Below are 16643 nucleotides of genomic sequence, written 5' to 3' on the forward strand. Positions count from 1 at the left end.
ACCGGATTGAAACATGAGAAAACCGGGGTCTTCCCCGGTTTTTTCATGTCGTGTCCGTCATTTGAGCCAGCGTGCCAGCCGGTCGATCGCCATGATCATTTCCTGATTGCTGCCGGCATAGGAGAAGCGCATGAAACGATGCCCTTCGAACGGATCGAAATCTCGTCCCGGAGTCGCCGCGACATGTGCCTCTGCGAGCATACGCCGGGCGAATGCCATGCTGTCATTGGTGAGGCCTGAAACGTCGCAGAACGCATAGAATGCGCCATCCATGGGGGCGGCCAGCCGGAAGCCGAGTTCGGGCAGGCGCCGCATCAACAGCTTGCGGTTCACCTCATACCGTGCCTTGATCGCATCGAGCTCCTCGCTCGCGCTGAAGGCTGCGATGGCCGCCAGCTGAGACAGCTCCGGCGGCGAGATATAAAGGCTCTGCGCGATGCGCTCGACCGGCCGGACCAACGGCTCGGGCAGCACCATCCAGCCCACGCGCCAGCCGGTCATGCAGTAGTATTTCGAGAAGGAGTTTATCACCGTCACGTCCTTGCTGAAGGACAGTGCCGTGATGTCGGGTGCCGAATAGGCAAGGCGATGATAGATTTCATCCGAGATCGCCGCGATGCCGAGTTCGCCGGCAACACGCAGCAACTCTTCGAGGTCCCCGGCCGGGATCACCGACCCTGTCGGATTGGCAGGACTCGCGAACAGCACGCCCTTGAGCGGAGTGTGGGCATGAGCCTGGGAGAGATGCCCGGCCGTAAGGTGCCCTGCCCCGGCTAGCTCGATCTCGACCACCTCGACCCCAAGCGCCGAGAGGATGTTCCGATAGGCGGGATAGCCTGGTGCAGCAACAGCGACCCTGTCGCCGACATCGAACGTCGCCAGGAAAGCGAGATTGAAGGCCGCTGACGAACCTGTAGTCACCGCAATTCGCTGAGGCGGTACATCGATGCGATAGTGCTCGCGATAATGCGCGGCAATTGCCTCGCGCAGGCCAGCTATCCCGAGCGCATCGGTGTATCCGATCCGGCCTGCTACCAGCGCGCGTGCGGCGGCTTCCCGCACGGCTTTAGGCGCCGGGTCGGAAGGCTGACCGACTGCCATCGAGATGACATCATGTCCGAGGCCTTTCAGGCGATTCGCCTCGGCAAGGACATCCATCGCATGAAAAGGTTCTACATCACCGCGACGGGACAGGGAGAACACCATTGTCAGGCTCCGAAATTTCGGCCGCAAGGGATAGTCTCGCGGCTGCGTCGCACAAATGCCTGATTGATATGGCGGTCACAAGTTCATGATGTCGGTACCACTGCCTTTTCACTACTCGGCCAATGGTTTACCAGTGCGATCGGTCATGAAACGAGAGCTTTTCCCATCCGCACTGTCAGCGCTTTCTAGAAAAGCGGCGGCGACAATCTTCGCCAGCTTTTATCTGGCGACGGCCGTGCCTGGGACTGCCCATGCGCAACAGAGCGTCCCTATCGTCCGCGACGCCGAGATCGAGGCCCTGGTACGCGACTATGCACGGCCAATCTGGCAGGCGGCGGGGGTGTCGAAATCCGGCATCACCATCGTGCTGGTCAATGACAGACGCTTCAACGCCTTCGTCGACGGGCGCCGCCTTTTCGTCAATACCGGCGCGCTGATGACGGCCGAGACTCCGAACGAGATCATCGGCGTGGTGGCCCATGAGACCGGCCATCTGGCCGGCGGCCATCAGCAAAGGCTGCGCGACCAGTTGGCGCGTGCCCAGACCATGGCGATCGTTGCTGGCCTGCTGGGCCTCGGCGCGATGGCCGCAGGCGCCGCCACCAACAATGGCGAGCTCGCTCAGGGTGGCATGGGTATTACGATGGGCGGCACCGAGTTGGCCCGGCGTACACTGCTGAGCTACCAGCGTGGCGAAGAGACCGCCGCCGACCGATCTGCAGTGATGTACCTCGAAAAGACCGGACAGTCGGCCAAGGGCATGCTGAAGACGTTCGCGCGTTTCCAGAGCGCGCTGTCTTTGTCCGGCACCCAGGTCGATCCTTACCTGGTCAGCCACCCGATGCCGCGCGACCGTATCGCCAATCTGCAGACGCTGGCGGAATCCAGCCCCTACTACAACAACGTCGATGCTCCGGAGCTGCAGCTCAGGCACGACATGATGCGCGCCAAGATTGCGGCCTTTACCGGCGAAGCGTCGACCACGCGCATGTTCCGCAAGGATCCGACCGGAATCCCGGCAGCCTACGGCGACGCGATCTATACCTTCCTGCACGGCAACCTGAAATCCGCGCTCGCGAAGACCGATGCCCTGATCAAGAAAATGCCGGCCAATCCTTATCTCTACGAGCTGCGCGGCGACGTGCTCTTGAAGGAAAACAAGCCCAAGGAAGCCGCCGTGGCCTATGCGAAAGCTGTGAGTCTCGATCCCGCAAAATCGGGCTTGCTGCAGGTTTCATATGGGCAGGCGCTGCTCGCTATCGGCGATTCCGCTTCGGCAGAGAAGGCCGCCGCTGCCCTGAAGAAAGGGCTTGATCGCGACAAGGAGAACGTTTCCGGCTATCGCTATCTCGCACAGGCCTATGGCCAGCTCGGCGAGATTGCGGATGCCGATCTTGCTACCGCGGAAGGGTATTTTTACGGTGGCGGATACAAGGATGCCAAGATCTTCGCGGCGCGCGCCCAGCAGGCAATGAAGCGAGGCTCACCCGGCTGGCTTCGCGCGCAGGACATCATCAACTTCAAAGTACCCGGGAAGAAGAACAACTAGCCTTGCCGCGCGGCCCACGATCGTGGGAAAGCGGTCGGCAATTGGAGCGGATATGACAAGAGCAATTCTGTGGGGCGCCGTCGGCGCCATAGTCTCGGCAGCCGTTTTTGCAGGCGGCTTCCTGGCCGGCCGACCGGGGCCGGTTAATGCTGCATACGATGTGTCCGGCGTCGAGCAGGTCGCTTCCAACGAAAAACTCGATCGCAAGGCGGTCGAAGGGGTCGTCCGCGACTACCTGCTCGCCAATCCCGAGGTGCTGCTCGATGTGCAGCAGGCGCTCGAAGCCAAGCAGAAGGAGGAGCAGAAGGTCGCGCAGCTCGGTGTCATCAAGGACAATAAGGGCAAGATCTTCAATTCAGCCAATGATGGGATCGTGGGCAATCCCAACGGGAAGGTCACAATAGTCGAGTTCTTCGATTACAACTGCGGCTTCTGCAAGCGAGCGATCGAGGACATGCAGGCCATTACGGCGGCACAGCCCGATCTGCGATTCGTCCTCAAGGAGTTCCCGATCCTCGGCCCTGATTCCCAGAAGGCGAGCGTCGTCTCGATGGCTTTCCACAAGATGATGCCGGAGAAATATGGCGAGTTCCACAACCAGCTTCTCGGCGGCCATGGCCGTGCCAGCGAGGCCACTGCCATCAAGATCGCGGTTTCGCTCGGCGCCGACGAGGCCAAGCTGCGCGAAGCGATGAAGGATCCGTCCATCGGCGACATCTTCAACGAGACCTATGATCTCGCCAACAAGCTGGCGATCACCGGCACGCCGTCCTACGTGATCGGAGACGAGGTGGTGTTCGGCGCACAGGGTCTGGAAGTCTTGAACGAGAAGCTCGCAGCCGCCAAGGGGGCCTGCGCAACTACGGCGTGCTGAGCCGGCCGAGTCTCGATTCGGCTTCGATTTGAGCGGGAAAGGCGTGCGTTTCGCGCTTTCCCGCTCTTTTCGTGTGCCTTCGTCGCCACTATAGAGGTTGCGGCGCCGGCCGGCGCCAGCGAAAGGTCTTCCGGTGAAAACGGTTTTTGTGCTGAACGGTCCCAATCTCAACATGCTCGGCAAGCGCGAGCAGGGGATTTATGGCTCGAAGGCTCTCGATGGGATTGCTGAGGAGTGCCGCGAGGCCGGCAAGGCTTTGGGTATTGAAGTCGATTTTCGGCAGTCCAACCACGAGGGTGTGCTGGTCGACTGGATCCATGAAGCCGGCGACAAGGCCGCCGGTATCGTCATCAATGCCGGCGCCTACAGCCACACCTCGATTGCGATTCACGACGCTATCCGTGCGATTGCGCCGACCCCCGTCGCAGAGGTCCATCTCTCGAATATCTATGCACGCGAGGCGTTTCGCCATCACTCGATGGTGTCGCCTGTAGCGGTCGGGGTGATCTGCGGCTTTGGGCCGCTCGGATACACCCTGGCGCTGCAGGCCCTCGCTACCAAGCTCTGACCGGCCCGTGAGCCTAACAAGGAACCGACTGTTCATGTCGACAAAGAAGACCGGCGTTGACCAGCAACTGATCCGCGAACTTGCGGGGATACTAAATGAAACGAATTTGACCGAAATCGAGGTCGAGCAGGGAGATTTGCGCGTACGTGTGTCGCGACAAACGTCAAATGTTCATGCTGCCGTCGCCGCCCCTTTCCCGGTAGCGGCAAATCCTGCCCCCAGCGCTCCCCTAGCCGCTGTGGAAGCCCCGCCCGCGGCGGCGCCCGACCTCTCGAAGAATACTGTTACCTCGCCAATGGTCGGAACCGCTTATGTCGCGCCCTCCCCGGATGCCGAGCCATTCATCCAGCTCGGCCAGAAGGTGCGCGAAGGCCAGACGCTGCTTATCATCGAAGCCATGAAGACGATGAATCAGATACCTTCGCCGCGTGCCGGCACGGTGACGGCAATCCTGTTCGAGGACGCGCAGCCGGTCGAGTACGGTGAGCCGCTCGTGGTCATCGAATAGGCTTCGGGAGAAACTGCCGGTGTTCCACAAGATCCTGATCGCCAACCGCGGCGAAATTGCGCTGCGCGTGCTGCGTGCCGCTAAGGAGCTCGGCATCAGGACGGTCGCCGTTCATTCGACCGCCGATGCCGACGCCATGCATGTGAGGCTCGCGGACGAGAGCGTATGCATCGGCCCGCCGCCGTCGCGCGAATCCTACCTCAACATCTATCAGATCGTCGCAGCCTGCGAGATCACCGGCGCCGACGCGATCCATCCCGGCTACGGGTTCCTGTCGGAGAATGCCAAGTTCGCCGACATCCTGGCTGCCCACAACATCACCTTCATCGGCCCCTCAGCGGAGCATATCCGCATCATGGGCGACAAGATCGAGGCCAAGCGCACGGCAAAGCGCCTCGGCATTCCGGTCGTGCCCGGCTCGGACGGGGCGGTGAGCGACGACAAGGAGGCCCACCGTGTCGCCGCCGAGATCGGCTTCCCCGTCATCATCAAGGCATCAGCAGGCGGCGGCGGACGCGGCATGAAGGTTGCGCGTTCCGCCGACGAGTTGGCCATCGCGCTGGCGACGGCGCGCTCGGAGGCCGGTGCGGCTTTCGGCGACGACGCCGTCTATATCGAGAAATTCCTGGTGAAGCCGCGTCACATCGAGGTCCAGGTGGTCGGCGACGGTGCCGGTAAGGCCATTCATCTCGGCGAACGCGACTGCTCGCTGCAGCGCCGTCATCAGAAGGTCTGGGAAGAAGCCCAGTCGCCGGCTCTCAATGCCGAAGAGCGATCGAGAATCGGCGGGATCGTCGCCAATGCAATCGCCGATCTCGGCTACTCGGGCGCCGGCACGGTCGAATTCCTCTACGAGGACGGCGAGTTCTATTTCATCGAGATGAACACGCGTCTCCAGGTCGAACATCCGGTGACCGAAGCGATCACCGGCATCGACCTGGTGCACGAGCAGATTCGCGTCGCCTCCGGCGGGGGATTGTCGGCCAAACAGGAAGACATACGCTTCCTCGGCCATGCCATCGAGTGTCGGATCAATGCCGAAGATCCGCGCACGTTCACGCCCTCGCCCGGGACGATCACGCATTTCCACACGCCAGGCGGCCTCGGGATTCGCGTCGATTCAGGCGCTTATTCCGGCTATCGTATCCCGCCCTATTACGACAGCCTGATCGGCAAGCTCATCGTTCATGGTCGCAATCGTGTCGAATGCATGATGCGGCTGCGTCGCGCGCTGGACGAATTCGTCGTTGACGGGATAAAATCAACATTGCCGCTGTTTCGCGATCTCGTCGGGAATGCCGATATCGCCAACGGCGACTATGATATCCACTGGCTGGAGAAATATCTCGCATCCAGCGAGTAGCGAGCCGCGACATGACCCGCCCATATGCGCCTGGTCATCGCATCCCGACGGACCTTCTGCTCAAGGCCTATGCTTCGGGCGTCTTTCCTATGGCCGAAAGCGCCTCGGATCCGGAAGTGTTCTGGGTACGGCCGGAGACTCGTGGCATCATTCCGCTTGATGCCTTCCACGTCCCGCGAAGCCTTGCCAAGACGATCCGACGCGGCCTGTTCGAAGTTACCATCGATGTCGACTTCGACGGCGTCATCGATGGCTGCGCGGAGGCGCGCGACGAGCGCCGCAACACCTGGATAAACGGGCCTATCCGCGAGGCCTATGTCGAGCTCCATCGACGCGGGCACTGCCATTCGGTCGAAGCCTGGCGTGATGGCCGCCTTGCCGGCGGGCTTTATGGCGTGACGCTCGGTCGGGCCTTCTTCGGCGAAAGCATGTTCTCGCGCGAGCGCGACGCGTCGAAGGTTTGCCTGGTCAAGCTGGTGGAGCGTCTGATCGACCGCCGCTTCGTCCTCCTTGATACGCAGTTCACTACCGAACATCTGAAGCGTTTCGGCGCGATCGATGTACCGCGCAAGAAATACGAGCAACTCCTCGAGAAAGCGCTCGAAGGAGAGGCAGTGTTTAATCGCTTCCTGCCGTGAGCGTTGAACAGCTTGCTCAAGCCGCAGCGATCGCGAGGGCGTGGCAGCGGGCATTCTCGCGCAGCGAGTCGAGGTGGATCGATCTGATCAGCCCAGCAAGCTTGTCGTCGACTGGCGGATCGCCGAGTTCCCGCAGCATCAACCAACTTACCTCCTGAGACCCCGCGACCCGCTTGCCATTTGCCACCTCGCGCCAGATCTTGAGCGCGATCAGGACGGGCTTGTGAACCGGCGTCGGCAAGCCGGCCGAATTGAGCAGCGCGACAACGGCCACGTCTCGGCCGCTGGCGAGCACTGACGTGATTCGTGCCGTGCCCTGCCCTGTCAGAGCCGCCAGGACAGAACCAAGGAAATCTATCTTCCCGTGCGCGACCGCCCTGACAAGGAAAGATGGCGTGAGCTCGCCGGCAAGCCTCAGATGCTCGACCAGCGCCGGATGCTCCTCCATACGCGTGCCGTCGACAAGGGTAATGCAAGCCTTGGCGCAGGCCTCTCGGGTGAGACGCTCGGCCCGCGTGTGCCCGATCAAGGCCACGACAAGCGGCGCGGCCCTCAGCGCCTCGCCGAGCTTGACCAGCAGCATGTGCCGGCAGTCCGGCGGCAGCAGGGGGTTGGCGAGCATCGCCTCGCGAACCCGCGCGACATGACCGTGCCGCTCGGCGATACGACGCAGGCTGACCGACGCGACCGCAGCGCCTGTGTTGGCCAACAGCTCCGCGCAGGCGTCCGCCTCGCCGACCTCCGCGATCGCGGCCGACACCGACATCGAAACGCTCGACCGTCGAGCAATGACGGCCTGGATAGTCGCCGATCCGGACGCAATCCGGTCTATGAGATCGGCGTCCGAGAGCAGCGGCGAACGCGACAGCACGAGCGCAGCGATCTCGGCCTGGTCAGATGCCAGGGCGTTGATGACCTGCAAGGGAGCGTAATGGCTCATCGACAGCCTGTCTGCCATCGCCAGCCTGACCTTGTAGGAGGGATCATCCAGAAGTAGCGTCAGCGCTGCCTCTGCCGCGCAACGATCCTCGAAGGGAAGATCGCGGTTGATATAGGCATCAGCGAGTGCCGCAGCGGCTGCGGCGCGCTGAGCGACCCGCGCCGTGTGTACCCACTTGAGAAAATGGCTGACCACCATCACGGATACTTTGCACCCCAACCCACGAGCCGGAAGTTAGGGAGAATTGGTTTATGAAGCGTTCACCATATTCATTAACCGACTTGGTTAGGGCGGCGTGCGGGCAGGTTGGATCGCCGCACCGCTCTATCTTTTTGTTTGCGCAGCGGATTTGTTCAAAAGACGCTGCGCATGTTTCGGTCCCATGGACCAGGTGAGGATCACATGACAGGCCTCTACCTCGAGGAATTCAGCGCTGGACAGTTGGTAAGGCACTCGATCACCCGCACGGTCACCGAAAGCGACAATGTGTTGTTCTCGGTCATGACGATGAACCCGCAGCCGCTGCACATCGACTTTGATTTTGCCTCCAAGACCGAATGGGGCAAGCCGCTCGTCAACTCGCTGTTCACGCTGGGCCTGATGATCGGCATTTCGGTGCACGATACGACGCTCGGCACCACGATCGCCAATCTGGGCATGACCGAGACCGTCTTTCCGCACCCGGTCTTTCATGGCGACACGATCCGGGTCGAGACGGAGGTGATCAGCGTGCGCGAGTCGCAATCGAAACCCGACCGTGGGATAGTCGAGTTCGAGCACCGAGCCTTCAATCAGGACGGCACACTTGTCGCGAAATGTCGGCGGCACGCCATGATCCGCAAGCGGCTCGCCTGACATGCGCTCTCTGTTGTTCGTGCCCGGCGATTCGGAGCGGAAGCTCGCAAAGGGGTCCACCTCCGGCGCAGATGTCGTCATCGTCGATCTGGAGGATTCGGTCGCTCCCGCGAGCAAGCCTGCGGCGCGCGCCCTGGCGCATGGTTTCATCGCCAACCTGCAGCGCGGCCTGGGCCCCAAAATCTACGTGAGGGTCAACGATCTCTCAACGGGACTGACCGACGAGGACCTCGCCGTTGTCGTGAAGGCTAGGCCGGACGGCATTATGCTGCCCAAATGCAACTCCGCCGCGGACGTCGTTCAATTGGCCGCAATGCTGCGCGTGCACGAGGCCGAGAACGGCCTGGACGACGGCGCCACAGAGATCGTCGGCATCATGACCGAGACCCCGTTCGGAGTGCTTTCAGCCTCGACCTATCGCGTCTCCTGCCCCCGGCTGGCCGGGCTGACATGGGGCGCGGAGGATCTTTCCGCTGCGATCGGCGCCATGGCGACTCGTGAAGGCAACGGTCGTTATACCGATGTCTTTCGGCTGGCCCGTACGCTGACGATCCTTGCCGCCTCGGCGGTAGAGGTTGCGGCGATCGACACGGTCTTCGTCAATTTCCGCGATTCGGAAGGACTTCGGCTGGAATGCGCAGAGGCAGCGCGCGACGGCTTCACGGGGAAGCTCGCGATCCACCCCGATCAGGTGCCGCTCATCAACGAAGCTTTCACGCCGTCGGGCGACGCAATCGAGCAGGCGAAAGCGATCGTGCGAGCCTTCGCCGAAGCTGGGAACCCGGGCGTCGTGGGACTCGACGGCCAGATGTACGACCGACCGCATCTGCGCCGCGCCGAGCGCCTGCTCGCTCGCGCCGCTACTGCCGGGATGCTCTGAACAACGCGTCAGGCCTCCCACGGCCCGTTGTACTCGGAGATCAGCTTGGCGACGTCGGGTCTCGGACGATCGGGCGGCGTGCCCGCATAGCTGCCTATATGAACGAAGCCGATGACCCGCTCCTGCGGGGCAAGGCCAAGGATGCGCCGCCCCTCTTCCGAATCGGAATACCAGTTCGTGATCCAATGCGCGCCGTAGCCAAGCGCGTTGGCCGCATGGACGAGATTCATCGCAGCGGCGCCGCCCGACAGGAACATCTCCCATTGCGGGATCTTCGGATGATCCTTCGGGCTCGAAATCACGCCGATCACAAGCGGCGCGCGCGAGAAGCGAGTGAGCTCCTTGCGGCGGGGACCTTCAGGCAGCGGTCCTTCGTTCTTCTCGGCAAGCTCGGCAAGCCTCTCTCCGACCTTCAGCCGCGCCTCGCCGCGATAGATGATGAACCGCCAGGGTTCCAGGCGGCCGTGGTCGGGAACGCGGGTCGCGATGCGAATCATTTGCTCGATCTCGGCATCGCCCGGCGCGGGCTCGTTGAGATCGGGGATCGGCGGTGAGATTCGGTTGGCAAGGAAATCGACGATATCGGATGATGACATGTTTAAATCCACGGGTTGCTGGCTGAAGCGGACCCGGCGACTTGCTGCGAGATCGGGGTATTCGCTCTGGCTGATGGCGTGTTGCCATTGACGGGCCTTGAATTTGCCACCAGCTTGGGTTTCAACGCAAGACATGAGAGGGGTGACCAGATTGCTCGTGAGGGGGCAATGTGTGGCCGTGGCTTTTTTTGCCGCGACGGCCGCATTCGCGCAAGAGGCCGACATGGGCTCGGCGAGCGGCTTCTCGTCGCCCGCCTTGAACAGCTATGCGCCTGCGATTGACGAGCTGCCGCTCGCCCAGACAGCGGTCGGTCTCGGCAAGATCACGCTCGCGGCACAGCTTACTTCCAACGGCGCAGATATCACACGTGGTCTGGTCTGGCGCATCTTCGGCCCCAAGCCAGGGCCGGACGGCAAGCTGCCGCTCGTCGCTTCGGCGCAAGGAGGCTCGAGCAGCTTCCAGCTCGCACCGGGCAGCTATCTGGTTCACGCCTCGTTTGGGCGTGCCGGCGCGACCAAGAAAATTACGGTCGGCCGCGACAGCAAGCACGAGAGCTTGGTGCTCGATGCAGGCGGGTTGAAACTCAATGCGGTTCTCGCAGGTGGCGAGCGCGTAAAACCGTCGCTGCTGAAATTCTCGGTCTATGAAGCGAAGGCGGACGCCAAGGGCCAACGTGCGCTCATCATCCCTGACGTCAGCCCCAACACGGTCATCCGCCTGAACTCCGGCAATTACCAGATTGTCTCGACCTACGGCTCCGTCAACGCCGTGACCCGCTCCGACATCAAGGTCGAAGCAGGCAAGCTCGTGGAGGCAACCATCGAGCATCATGCCGCGGAACTGACGATGAAGCTCGTGCGCGAGCCAGGCGGCGAAGCGATTGCCGATACGTCCTGGTCCATCATCTCTGATTCCGGCGATCCGGTCCGCGAATTCGTCGGGGCATATGCCTCCATGGTGCTCGCCGAGGGCGAATACACCATCATCGCAAAGAACCGCGATCGCCTTTATCAGAAAGACTTCCGGGTCGAATCGGGCAAGAACCAGGAAGTCGAGGTCATCGCCAGCGAAGACGCCGCCGATCAGACCGACGAAGCCGACTAAACTAATAAGCGAGCCCGGCGCGCTCTTTGCGGAGACGCGGCCGCCGATTGCGGCGGCGACGCGGCTTCTGCGAAGGCAGTGAAAAGACCGCCCGGTAGAGATAGGCGATCAGCTCCTTGCGGTCGCGTATCGGCTCCAGCTCCGACCACGGAATCATCTTGCCTACGCGACCGCTGATCGACTTTCCCGAAAGCTTGGTGAACTCCCGGATCAAGAGCGAGGTCCGCAAAGTGAGCGAGACCTGGCCGACCATGCGCTTCAGCTTGTTTTCCTCTTCGACCATGTTCATCGGGCCGCTGACGATGTGGAACAATCGACCATTCTGGCCGGTGAAATGAACGGGAATGACCGACGCCCTGGCTTCCTGGATCAATCTGGCCGGGAACATCTTCCATGGCAGGTCCCTGGCCCTGCCGAAGCCGTTCGGCGCAGTGGCAACGCCGCCGCCGGGAAAGACCACGATGGTGACGCCCGCCTTGAGCAGCTCAAGGGCCTCCTTGCGGACCGCTAGGTTGTTCTTCAGCGCTTCCTTCGTTTCACTGAAGTCGATCGGCAAAGAATAGGCACGAACTTCCGGGATCTTGAGGAGTTCGGCATTGATCATTACGCGGAACGGTCGGCCAAGCTGCTCGGCCATGGACAGGATAGCAATGCCGTCGCCTATGCCGAACGGGTGGTTGGCCACCATCACGAGGGGGGCATCCGGCAGGTCGGCAGGCGGCCAGAAACCCTCGACATCGAGCGAGACATCGATGATCTCGAGCATACGCCCGAAGATTCGCTCGCCCGTCGGCGCTGTCTCGTTGCGCCAGACCTCATAAAGCCGGGCATAGCGGTCACGCCCCGACAGCCCTTCCACCGAGCGGATGAACCAGCGCTTTAGCCGGGTGTGATCGGGGTTGGCATAGGAAAGCTCAGGAAAGAGTATTTCCTTGCGGCGCATTGCGTTCAACATTCCGGATGAATGGCCTGTATTTGTAACAGGCCTATGAAAGGCGGGCGGGAAATCTGTTTCCCGCCCGATCTGATTTAGAGAATGAGATCAGCGCAGTGGAAAGCTGAGCTAAGCAGCAGCCTGCAACGCCCGGCGCCGAATGTCGGGCGGCACCGCTTCTTCTGCAAGACGGTTGACCGCGACTTCCAGCGGCAGAGATTCCTGATCGCGGGAGCCGAGTCGGCGCAGATTGACGGTCTGCTCCTCCGCTTCCCGCTTGCCGCAGACGAGAATCACGGGAACCTTGGTCAGCGAGTGCTCGCGGACCTTGTAGTTGATCTTCTCGTTGCGCAGGTCGAGATCGACCGCGAGCCCCGCGCCGCGCAGCCGTTCCGCGACCTTGGTCGCGTAGTCGTCGGCATCCGAGGTGATCGTCGCCACGACAACCTGCACCGGTGCGAACCAAAGCGGGAAATGACCTGCATAGTTCTCGATCAGGATGCCGAGGAAACGTTCCATCGAACCGCAGATCGCCCGGTGGATCATCACCGGCTGCTTCTTCTCGGAATCGGGACCGATATAGAAGGCGCCGAACCGTTCCGGCATGTTGAAGTCGACCTGGGTCGTGCCGCATTGCCATTCGCGGCCGATGGCGTCCCGCAGCACATATTCGAATTTCGGGCCGTAGAATGTTCCCTCGCCCGGGTTGACGCCGGTCTTGATACGGCCGCCGGACTCGGCTGCGATCTGCTTCAGGATGCGCGACAGCACGTCCTCGGCATGTTCCCACATGGCATCCGTGCCGACGCTCTTCTCCGGCCTCGTCGCGAGCTTGACCGTGATCTCGTTGAAGCCGAAGTCGGCATAAGTGGTCAGGATCAGGTCGTTGATCTTCAGGCATTCGGCAGCGAGCTGCTCTTCCGTGCAGAAGATATGTGCGTCGTCCTGCGTGAAGCCGCGCACCCGCATCAAGCCGTGCAATGCACCGGATGGCTCGTAGCGGTGGACCGCTCCGAATTCCGCAAGCTTTATCGGCAGGTCGCGATAAGACTTCAGGCCGTGCTTGAAGATCTGCACATGGCCGGGGCAGTTCATGGGCTTCAGCGCGAAGATACGGTCATCCTCGGTGTCGTCGCCCGCGACCTGCACCTTGAACATGTTGTCGCGATACCAGCCCCAATGGCCCGACGTCTCCCATAGCGACTTGTCGAGCACTTGCGGGGCGTTCACCTCCTCATAGGCGTGCTCGTCGAGGCGCCGGCGCATGTAGCTGACGAGGCGCTGGAACATCTTCCAGCCCTTGGAATGCCAGAACACGACGCCTGGCCCTTCCTCCTGAAAATGGAAGAGGTCCATCTCGCGCCCGAGCCGGCGGTGATCGCGCTTCTCGGCTTCCTCCAGCATGTGCAGATAGTGGTCGAGCTGGACCTGATCCGCCCAGGCCGTGCCGTAGATGCGGGTCAGCATGGGGTTGTTGGAATCGCCGCGCCAATAAGCGCCCGCCACCTTCATCAGCTTGAAGGCGCTTCCGACATAGCCGGTCGACGGCATGTGCGGACCGCGGCAGAGATCGCTCCACTCGCCTTGCGAATAGATCTTGATCTCCTGGTCCTCAGGGATCGCGTCGACGAGCTCGACCTTGTAAGCCTCGCCCTTGTCGCGGAAGAACTTCCTCGCCTTCTCGCGTGGCCAGACTTCCTTTGTGAAGTGGTGGTTGCGCGCGATGATCTCCCGCATCTTCTTCTCGATTGCGGGGAAATCATCGGGCGTGAAAGGCTCATTGCGCGCGAAATCGTAATAGAAGCCGTTCTCGATCACCGGTCCGATGGTGACCTGCGTTCCCGGCCACAGCTCCTGCACGGCTTCAGCGAGCACATGCGCGGCGTCGTGGCGGATCAACTCGAGCGCACGCGGATCATCGCGGGTGACGATCTCGATCCTGCCGGATTTGCCAATAGGATCGGCAAGATCGCGCAGTGTTCCGTCGAGCGAATAGGCAACGGCCTTCTTGGCAAGCGACTTCGAAATGGATTCCGCGAGCGCAGCGCCGGTCGTGGCGGCCGAATATTCGCGGGCGGAACCATCGGGAAATGTAAGGGAGATGTTGGACATTCTGTGCTCCTATCCAGTCCCGCAAACGAGCGCGGGTGGTGAAATGCCGGATGCGTCCGGCGACGGCGGTCTTTTAGTGGCCGAAATCGGCCGCGTAAAGCAGGATGGCGACTTGACTCCCGGCTCGAAGGCGAACCGATGTGCTAGTCTTTCAGCTGACCTTGCGCGAGATGCTCCAATAGCGCCATGGGGTGAACCAGACGTAACGCCGGTCGAGATGGTCAGGCACAAGGTCGACCCCATGCGTGCCGCCGGGTCCGCAGCGCATGACCCGGAACAGGCCCATCCAGCCGCCGGCCCACAAGCCGTGGCGCGCGATCGCCTCATAGGCGTATTCCGAACAGGTCGGGAAGTGTCGGCAGGAGTTGCCGATGAAGCCGGACAGCGTGAGTTGGTAGAGGCGCACAAGCGACGTGCCCAGAATGCGCCCGGGCGTCTTAGGCCATGGGCCGGAGAAGTTGCGGGTCTTAACCATCTCCATTTCGCGCCTGAATCAGGCGGATCTGGGATACCACAGCAGGCACTGAATTGGTGGCAGTATCCCAAAGGATCTCCCAATCAACAGTATCGTAGCCGTGGGACAGGCGATTCCGCATCCTGTACGCCTCCGCCAAGGGCAATTCCGGATGCGATATCGCGAAATCGTTATCGCGCTTCAATATATTCCCAGCCGCCTCGCCGACTACTTCTATGCATTTGGAAATCGCGACCTGCCGCATCTCGTCCGAGGCAAACTCGTCTCGCGAAATACCGGCCAGGTAACGGGCGATGCGGTCACTCCAAAATTCAAGGTGAGCCAGAAGCTCCGCTGCTGATCGACCCGCTTCGCCCATCAGAGTGCACGCCGATCCGCCTCAATACGGGCCATCATTGCCTGTCTAAACTCGCCCGGCGTGTGGACGCCCACCGGCACCCCAAGCAATTGTTCGAGCTCGATTTCCAGCCTTGCAAGATCGAAGTAGGTCAGCACGCCAGCGCGATCGACAAGAATATCAAGATCGCTGTCATCCGTATCTTCACCCCGCGCGGTCGATCCAAAAACACGAGGATTGCTGACCGGATAGCGGCCAATCACCTCTAGAACTTCATCCCGATGTCTGGAAAGAGCCTCGGATGGCTTCATCATGCCCCCTACGCCGCCGCCTCTTCCTGCCTGCGCTCGATCTGACCGATCGCGTCGACCACCGCATCGAAGGTCAACATGGTCGAGGCGTGGCGCGCCTTGTAGTCGCGAACCGGCTCCAGATATTTGAGGTCGGCAAATCGCCCGCCCTCCGGCGGCGGGCCGTTCTCCTTGAGCATCTTGAGCATGGTCTGGCGCACGGCACGCAGCTCCTCTGCGCTGGCGCCTATCACGTTGTCGGCCATGATCGACGATGAGGCCTGACCGAGCGCGCAGGCCTTCACCTGGTGTGCGAAGTCGGTGACCACGCCATCCTTCATCTTGAGATCGATGGTAACCGTCGAGCCACAGAGCTTGGAATGCGCAGTTGCCGTCGCATCCGGGTTCGCGAGCCGGCCGATCCGGCCGATGTTGCCGGCGAAGCCAAGAATTTTCGCGTTATAGACGTCGTCGATCATCGTTTTTCGCTCCACCGCCGGAAGTCGAACACTGTGTGGCGCCGGCGTGACTTTCATTGCGCGATCTCGATCCTATATAATGATTGTCGTCCGCGGCCGGCAAGGCACTCCCAGTCCTGCCTGACGCGGCCAAGCACGCCACTTTCGGGGCCAAGGCAGGTCCTCAGGCCAATACCGGAAAAAGGCCGTGTCCGTTCAACTCGTCCCTCCTCAGAGTGGGACTACTGGAGACGCCTTTCATGGACGCCGTCGTCAAGAAATTCATGCCGCAATCCGCTTACCTGGAGAAGCCCGTGACCGACCGGCCGAGCGAGGCCGAGGTCGAGGCAGCCGTGCAGACGCTGATCCGCTGGACAGGTGACAATCCTGATCGCGAAGGTCTGAGGGATACCCCTTCCCGCGTGGTGAAGGCCTATCGCGAGATGTTCAACGGCTATGACCGCAATCCGGCCGAGGAACTCGGCCGCACCTTCGAAGAGGTCGCAGGCTATGACGACCTCGTCATCGTGAAGGACATCCAATTCCATTCGCACTGCGAGCACCACATGGTGCCGATCATCGGCAAGGCGCATGTCGGCTATCTGCCGTCGGGCAAAGTGGTCGGCCTTTCCAAAATCGCCCGCGTGGTCGATATCTTCGCGCACCGCCTCCAGACCCAGGAGACGCTGACGGCGCAGATCGCCAACTCCATCCAGAGTGTGCTCAATCCGCGCGGCGTCGCCGTCATGGTCGAGGCCGAGCACATGTGCATTGCTATGCGCGGCATCAAGAAGCAGGGTTCGACCACTCTGACATCTGCCTTTACCGGGACTTTCCGGGACAATCCCCAGGAGCAGATCCGGTTCGTGACCATGGTCCGGGGCGGCTCAGCGAGCTGACGCCAGCTGCAAGGCATGCCGGGGCGCCGCGACGGAAGCGCCGCCATGCGGCAAGA

Annotated in this window: 19 protein-coding genes; 10 read left to right on the forward strand and 9 right to left on the reverse strand. The window is 61.6% G+C overall.

All coding sequences use genetic code 11. The annotated features are described in order from the left end of the window. Window positions 1–57 precede the first annotated feature (57 nt). Window positions 58–1206 (reverse strand): pyridoxal phosphate-dependent aminotransferase, encoded by a 1149-nt coding sequence (locus tag SAZ10_RS19280; protein WP_318610975.1) that lies wholly within the window; start codon window positions 1204–1206, stop codon window positions 58–60. A gap of 145 nt (window positions 1207–1351) precedes the next feature. On the opposite strand from SAZ10_RS19280, the gene SAZ10_RS19285 reads away from it, so the two are divergent. The 6 genes from SAZ10_RS19285 (at window position 1352) to aat (ending at window position 6706) form a co-directional block, all read left to right on the forward strand. Further along, complete coding sequence (locus tag SAZ10_RS19285) at window positions 1352–2755, forward strand: M48 family metalloprotease (RefSeq protein WP_318610976.1); 1404 nt, start codon at window positions 1352–1354, stop codon at window positions 2753–2755. A gap of 52 nt (window positions 2756–2807) precedes the next feature. Further along, window positions 2808–3629, forward strand: coding sequence for a DsbA family protein (locus tag SAZ10_RS19290; protein ID WP_318610977.1), 822 nt, complete (start codon window positions 2808–2810; stop codon window positions 3627–3629). Between the two features lie 133 nt (window positions 3630–3762). Beyond that, a complete protein-coding gene (aroQ, locus tag SAZ10_RS19295) occupies window positions 3763–4197 on the forward strand; it encodes a type II 3-dehydroquinate dehydratase (protein ID WP_318610978.1) in 435 nt (144 codons plus the stop codon). A 34-nt stretch (window positions 4198–4231) separates the two neighbouring features. Then, window positions 4232–4705 carry an acetyl-CoA carboxylase biotin carboxyl carrier protein gene (accB, locus tag SAZ10_RS19300; RefSeq protein ID WP_318610979.1) on the forward strand — a complete coding sequence of 158 codons (474 nt, stop codon included), beginning with the start codon at window positions 4232–4234 and terminating at the stop codon, window positions 4703–4705. 19 nt (window positions 4706–4724) lie between these two features. Beyond that, the gene (accC, locus tag SAZ10_RS19305; RefSeq protein WP_318610980.1) at window positions 4725–6068 is read left to right on the forward strand and encodes an acetyl-CoA carboxylase biotin carboxylase subunit; all 1344 of its coding nucleotides are present in this window, start codon (window positions 4725–4727) and stop codon (window positions 6066–6068) included. Between the two features lie 11 nt (window positions 6069–6079). Then, entirely contained in the window at window positions 6080–6706 is a 627-nt protein-coding gene (aat, locus tag SAZ10_RS19310; protein WP_318610981.1) for a leucyl/phenylalanyl-tRNA--protein transferase, read from the forward strand. A gap of 16 nt (window positions 6707–6722) precedes the next feature. Here aat and SAZ10_RS19315 read toward each other — a convergent pair whose 3' ends face one another. Continuing rightward, window positions 6723–7844 (reverse strand): DUF2336 domain-containing protein, encoded by a 1122-nt coding sequence (locus tag SAZ10_RS19315; protein ID WP_318611085.1) that lies wholly within the window; start codon window positions 7842–7844, stop codon window positions 6723–6725. Window positions 7845–8048: 204 nt separating this feature from the next. Between SAZ10_RS19315 and SAZ10_RS19320 the strand changes: the two genes are divergently transcribed. Both SAZ10_RS19320 and SAZ10_RS19325 read left to right on the forward strand, forming a co-directional pair. Then, window positions 8049–8501 (forward strand): MaoC family dehydratase, encoded by a 453-nt coding sequence (locus SAZ10_RS19320; protein ID WP_318610982.1) that lies wholly within the window; start codon window positions 8049–8051, stop codon window positions 8499–8501. Window position 8502: 1 nt separating this feature from the next. Continuing rightward, on the forward strand, window positions 8503–9381 hold the full coding sequence (locus SAZ10_RS19325; RefSeq protein WP_318610983.1) for a CoA ester lyase: 879 nt from the start codon (window positions 8503–8505) through the stop codon (window positions 9379–9381). Between the two features lie 8 nt (window positions 9382–9389). On the opposite strand, the gene SAZ10_RS19330 is transcribed toward SAZ10_RS19325, so the two are convergent. Continuing rightward, the gene (locus SAZ10_RS19330) at window positions 9390–9977 is read right to left on the reverse strand and encodes a nitroreductase (RefSeq protein ID WP_318610984.1); all 588 of its coding nucleotides are present in this window, start codon (window positions 9975–9977) and stop codon (window positions 9390–9392) included. A 133-nt stretch (window positions 9978–10110) separates the two neighbouring features. Between SAZ10_RS19330 and SAZ10_RS19335 the strand changes: the two genes are divergently transcribed. Next, on the forward strand, window positions 10111–11082 hold the full coding sequence (locus SAZ10_RS19335; RefSeq protein ID WP_412535246.1) for a hypothetical protein: 972 nt from the start codon (window positions 10111–10113) through the stop codon (window positions 11080–11082). 1 nt (window position 11083) lies between these two features. Here SAZ10_RS19335 and SAZ10_RS19340 read toward each other — a convergent pair whose 3' ends face one another. The 6 genes from SAZ10_RS19340 to SAZ10_RS19365 all read right to left on the reverse strand — a co-directional run bounded on the left by SAZ10_RS19340 (window position 11084) and on the right by SAZ10_RS19365 (window position 15709). Continuing rightward, window positions 11084–12025: a lysophospholipid acyltransferase family protein gene (locus SAZ10_RS19340; protein WP_412535247.1), complete on the reverse strand. Its 942-nt coding sequence runs from the start codon at window positions 12023–12025 to the stop codon at window positions 11084–11086. A 120-nt stretch (window positions 12026–12145) separates the two neighbouring features. Beyond that, a complete protein-coding gene (gene thrS, locus SAZ10_RS19345) occupies window positions 12146–14128 on the reverse strand; it encodes a threonine--tRNA ligase (RefSeq protein WP_318610985.1) in 1983 nt (660 codons plus the stop codon). 151 nt (window positions 14129–14279) lie between these two features. Then, window positions 14280–14603, reverse strand: coding sequence for a membrane protein insertion efficiency factor YidD (gene yidD, locus SAZ10_RS19350; protein ID WP_318610986.1), 324 nt, complete (start codon window positions 14601–14603; stop codon window positions 14280–14282). Further along, entirely contained in the window at window positions 14596–14961 is a 366-nt protein-coding gene (locus SAZ10_RS19355; RefSeq protein ID WP_318610987.1) for a DUF86 domain-containing protein, read from the reverse strand. The genes yidD and SAZ10_RS19355 overlap by 8 nt, the downstream gene beginning before the upstream one ends. Continuing rightward, complete coding sequence (locus SAZ10_RS19360; protein WP_412535248.1) at window positions 14961–15254, reverse strand: nucleotidyltransferase family protein; 294 nt, start codon at window positions 15252–15254, stop codon at window positions 14961–14963. Before SAZ10_RS19360 ends, SAZ10_RS19355 begins: the two co-directional genes overlap by 1 nt. Before the next feature lie 5 nt (window positions 15255–15259). Continuing rightward, window positions 15260–15709 (reverse strand): iron-sulfur cluster assembly scaffold protein, encoded by a 450-nt coding sequence (locus SAZ10_RS19365; protein ID WP_318610988.1) that lies wholly within the window; start codon window positions 15707–15709, stop codon window positions 15260–15262. 239 nt (window positions 15710–15948) lie between these two features. On the opposite strand from SAZ10_RS19365, the gene folE reads away from it, so the two are divergent. Further along, a complete protein-coding gene (gene folE / locus SAZ10_RS19370; RefSeq protein ID WP_318610989.1) occupies window positions 15949–16587 on the forward strand; it encodes a GTP cyclohydrolase I FolE in 639 nt (212 codons plus the stop codon). Window positions 16588–16643: the final 56 nt, after the last annotated feature.

The sequence above is a fragment of the Mesorhizobium sp. BAC0120 genome (genome assembly GCF_033542235.1).
Taxonomy (GTDB): Bacteria; Pseudomonadota; Alphaproteobacteria; order Rhizobiales; family Rhizobiaceae; genus JAWRCU01.

Coding starts and splice junctions, on each gene's coding strand:
- SAZ10_RS19340 (WP_412535247.1), bottom strand. CDS start 12,025: ATGCGCCGCAAGGAAATACTCTTTCCTGAGCTTTCCTATGCCAACCCC.
- SAZ10_RS19320 (WP_318610982.1), top strand. CDS start 8,049: ATGACAGGCCTCTACCTCGAGGAATTCAGCGCTGGACAGTTGGTAAGG.
- SAZ10_RS19360 (WP_412535248.1), bottom strand. CDS start 15,254: ATGATGAAGCCATCCGAGGCTCTTTCCAGACATCGGGATGAAGTTCTA.
- SAZ10_RS19290 (WP_318610977.1), top strand. CDS start 2,808: ATGACAAGAGCAATTCTGTGGGGCGCCGTCGGCGCCATAGTCTCGGCA.
- SAZ10_RS19285 (WP_318610976.1), top strand. CDS start 1,352: ATGAAACGAGAGCTTTTCCCATCCGCACTGTCAGCGCTTTCTAGAAAA.
- thrS (WP_318610985.1), bottom strand. CDS start 14,128: ATGTCCAACATCTCCCTTACATTTCCCGATGGTTCCGCCCGCGAATAT.
- folE (WP_318610989.1), top strand. CDS start 15,949: ATGGACGCCGTCGTCAAGAAATTCATGCCGCAATCCGCTTACCTGGAG.
- SAZ10_RS19315 (WP_318611085.1), bottom strand. CDS start 7,844: ATGGTGGTCAGCCATTTTCTCAAGTGGGTACACACGGCGCGGGTCGCT.
- SAZ10_RS19280 (WP_318610975.1), bottom strand. CDS start 1,206: ATGGTGTTCTCCCTGTCCCGTCGCGGTGATGTAGAACCTTTTCATGCG.
- SAZ10_RS19355 (WP_318610987.1), bottom strand. CDS start 14,961: ATGGGCGAAGCGGGTCGATCAGCAGCGGAGCTTCTGGCTCACCTTGAA.
- accB (WP_318610979.1), top strand. CDS start 4,232: ATGTCGACAAAGAAGACCGGCGTTGACCAGCAACTGATCCGCGAACTT.
- aat (WP_318610981.1), top strand. CDS start 6,080: ATGACCCGCCCATATGCGCCTGGTCATCGCATCCCGACGGACCTTCTG.
- SAZ10_RS19365 (WP_318610988.1), bottom strand. CDS start 15,709: ATGATCGACGACGTCTATAACGCGAAAATTCTTGGCTTCGCCGGCAAC.
- yidD (WP_318610986.1), bottom strand. CDS start 14,603: ATGGTTAAGACCCGCAACTTCTCCGGCCCATGGCCTAAGACGCCCGGG.
- SAZ10_RS19325 (WP_318610983.1), top strand. CDS start 8,503: ATGCGCTCTCTGTTGTTCGTGCCCGGCGATTCGGAGCGGAAGCTCGCA.
- SAZ10_RS19330 (WP_318610984.1), bottom strand. CDS start 9,977: ATGTCATCATCCGATATCGTCGATTTCCTTGCCAACCGAATCTCACCG.
- SAZ10_RS19335 (WP_412535246.1), top strand. CDS start 10,111: ATGAGAGGGGTGACCAGATTGCTCGTGAGGGGGCAATGTGTGGCCGTG.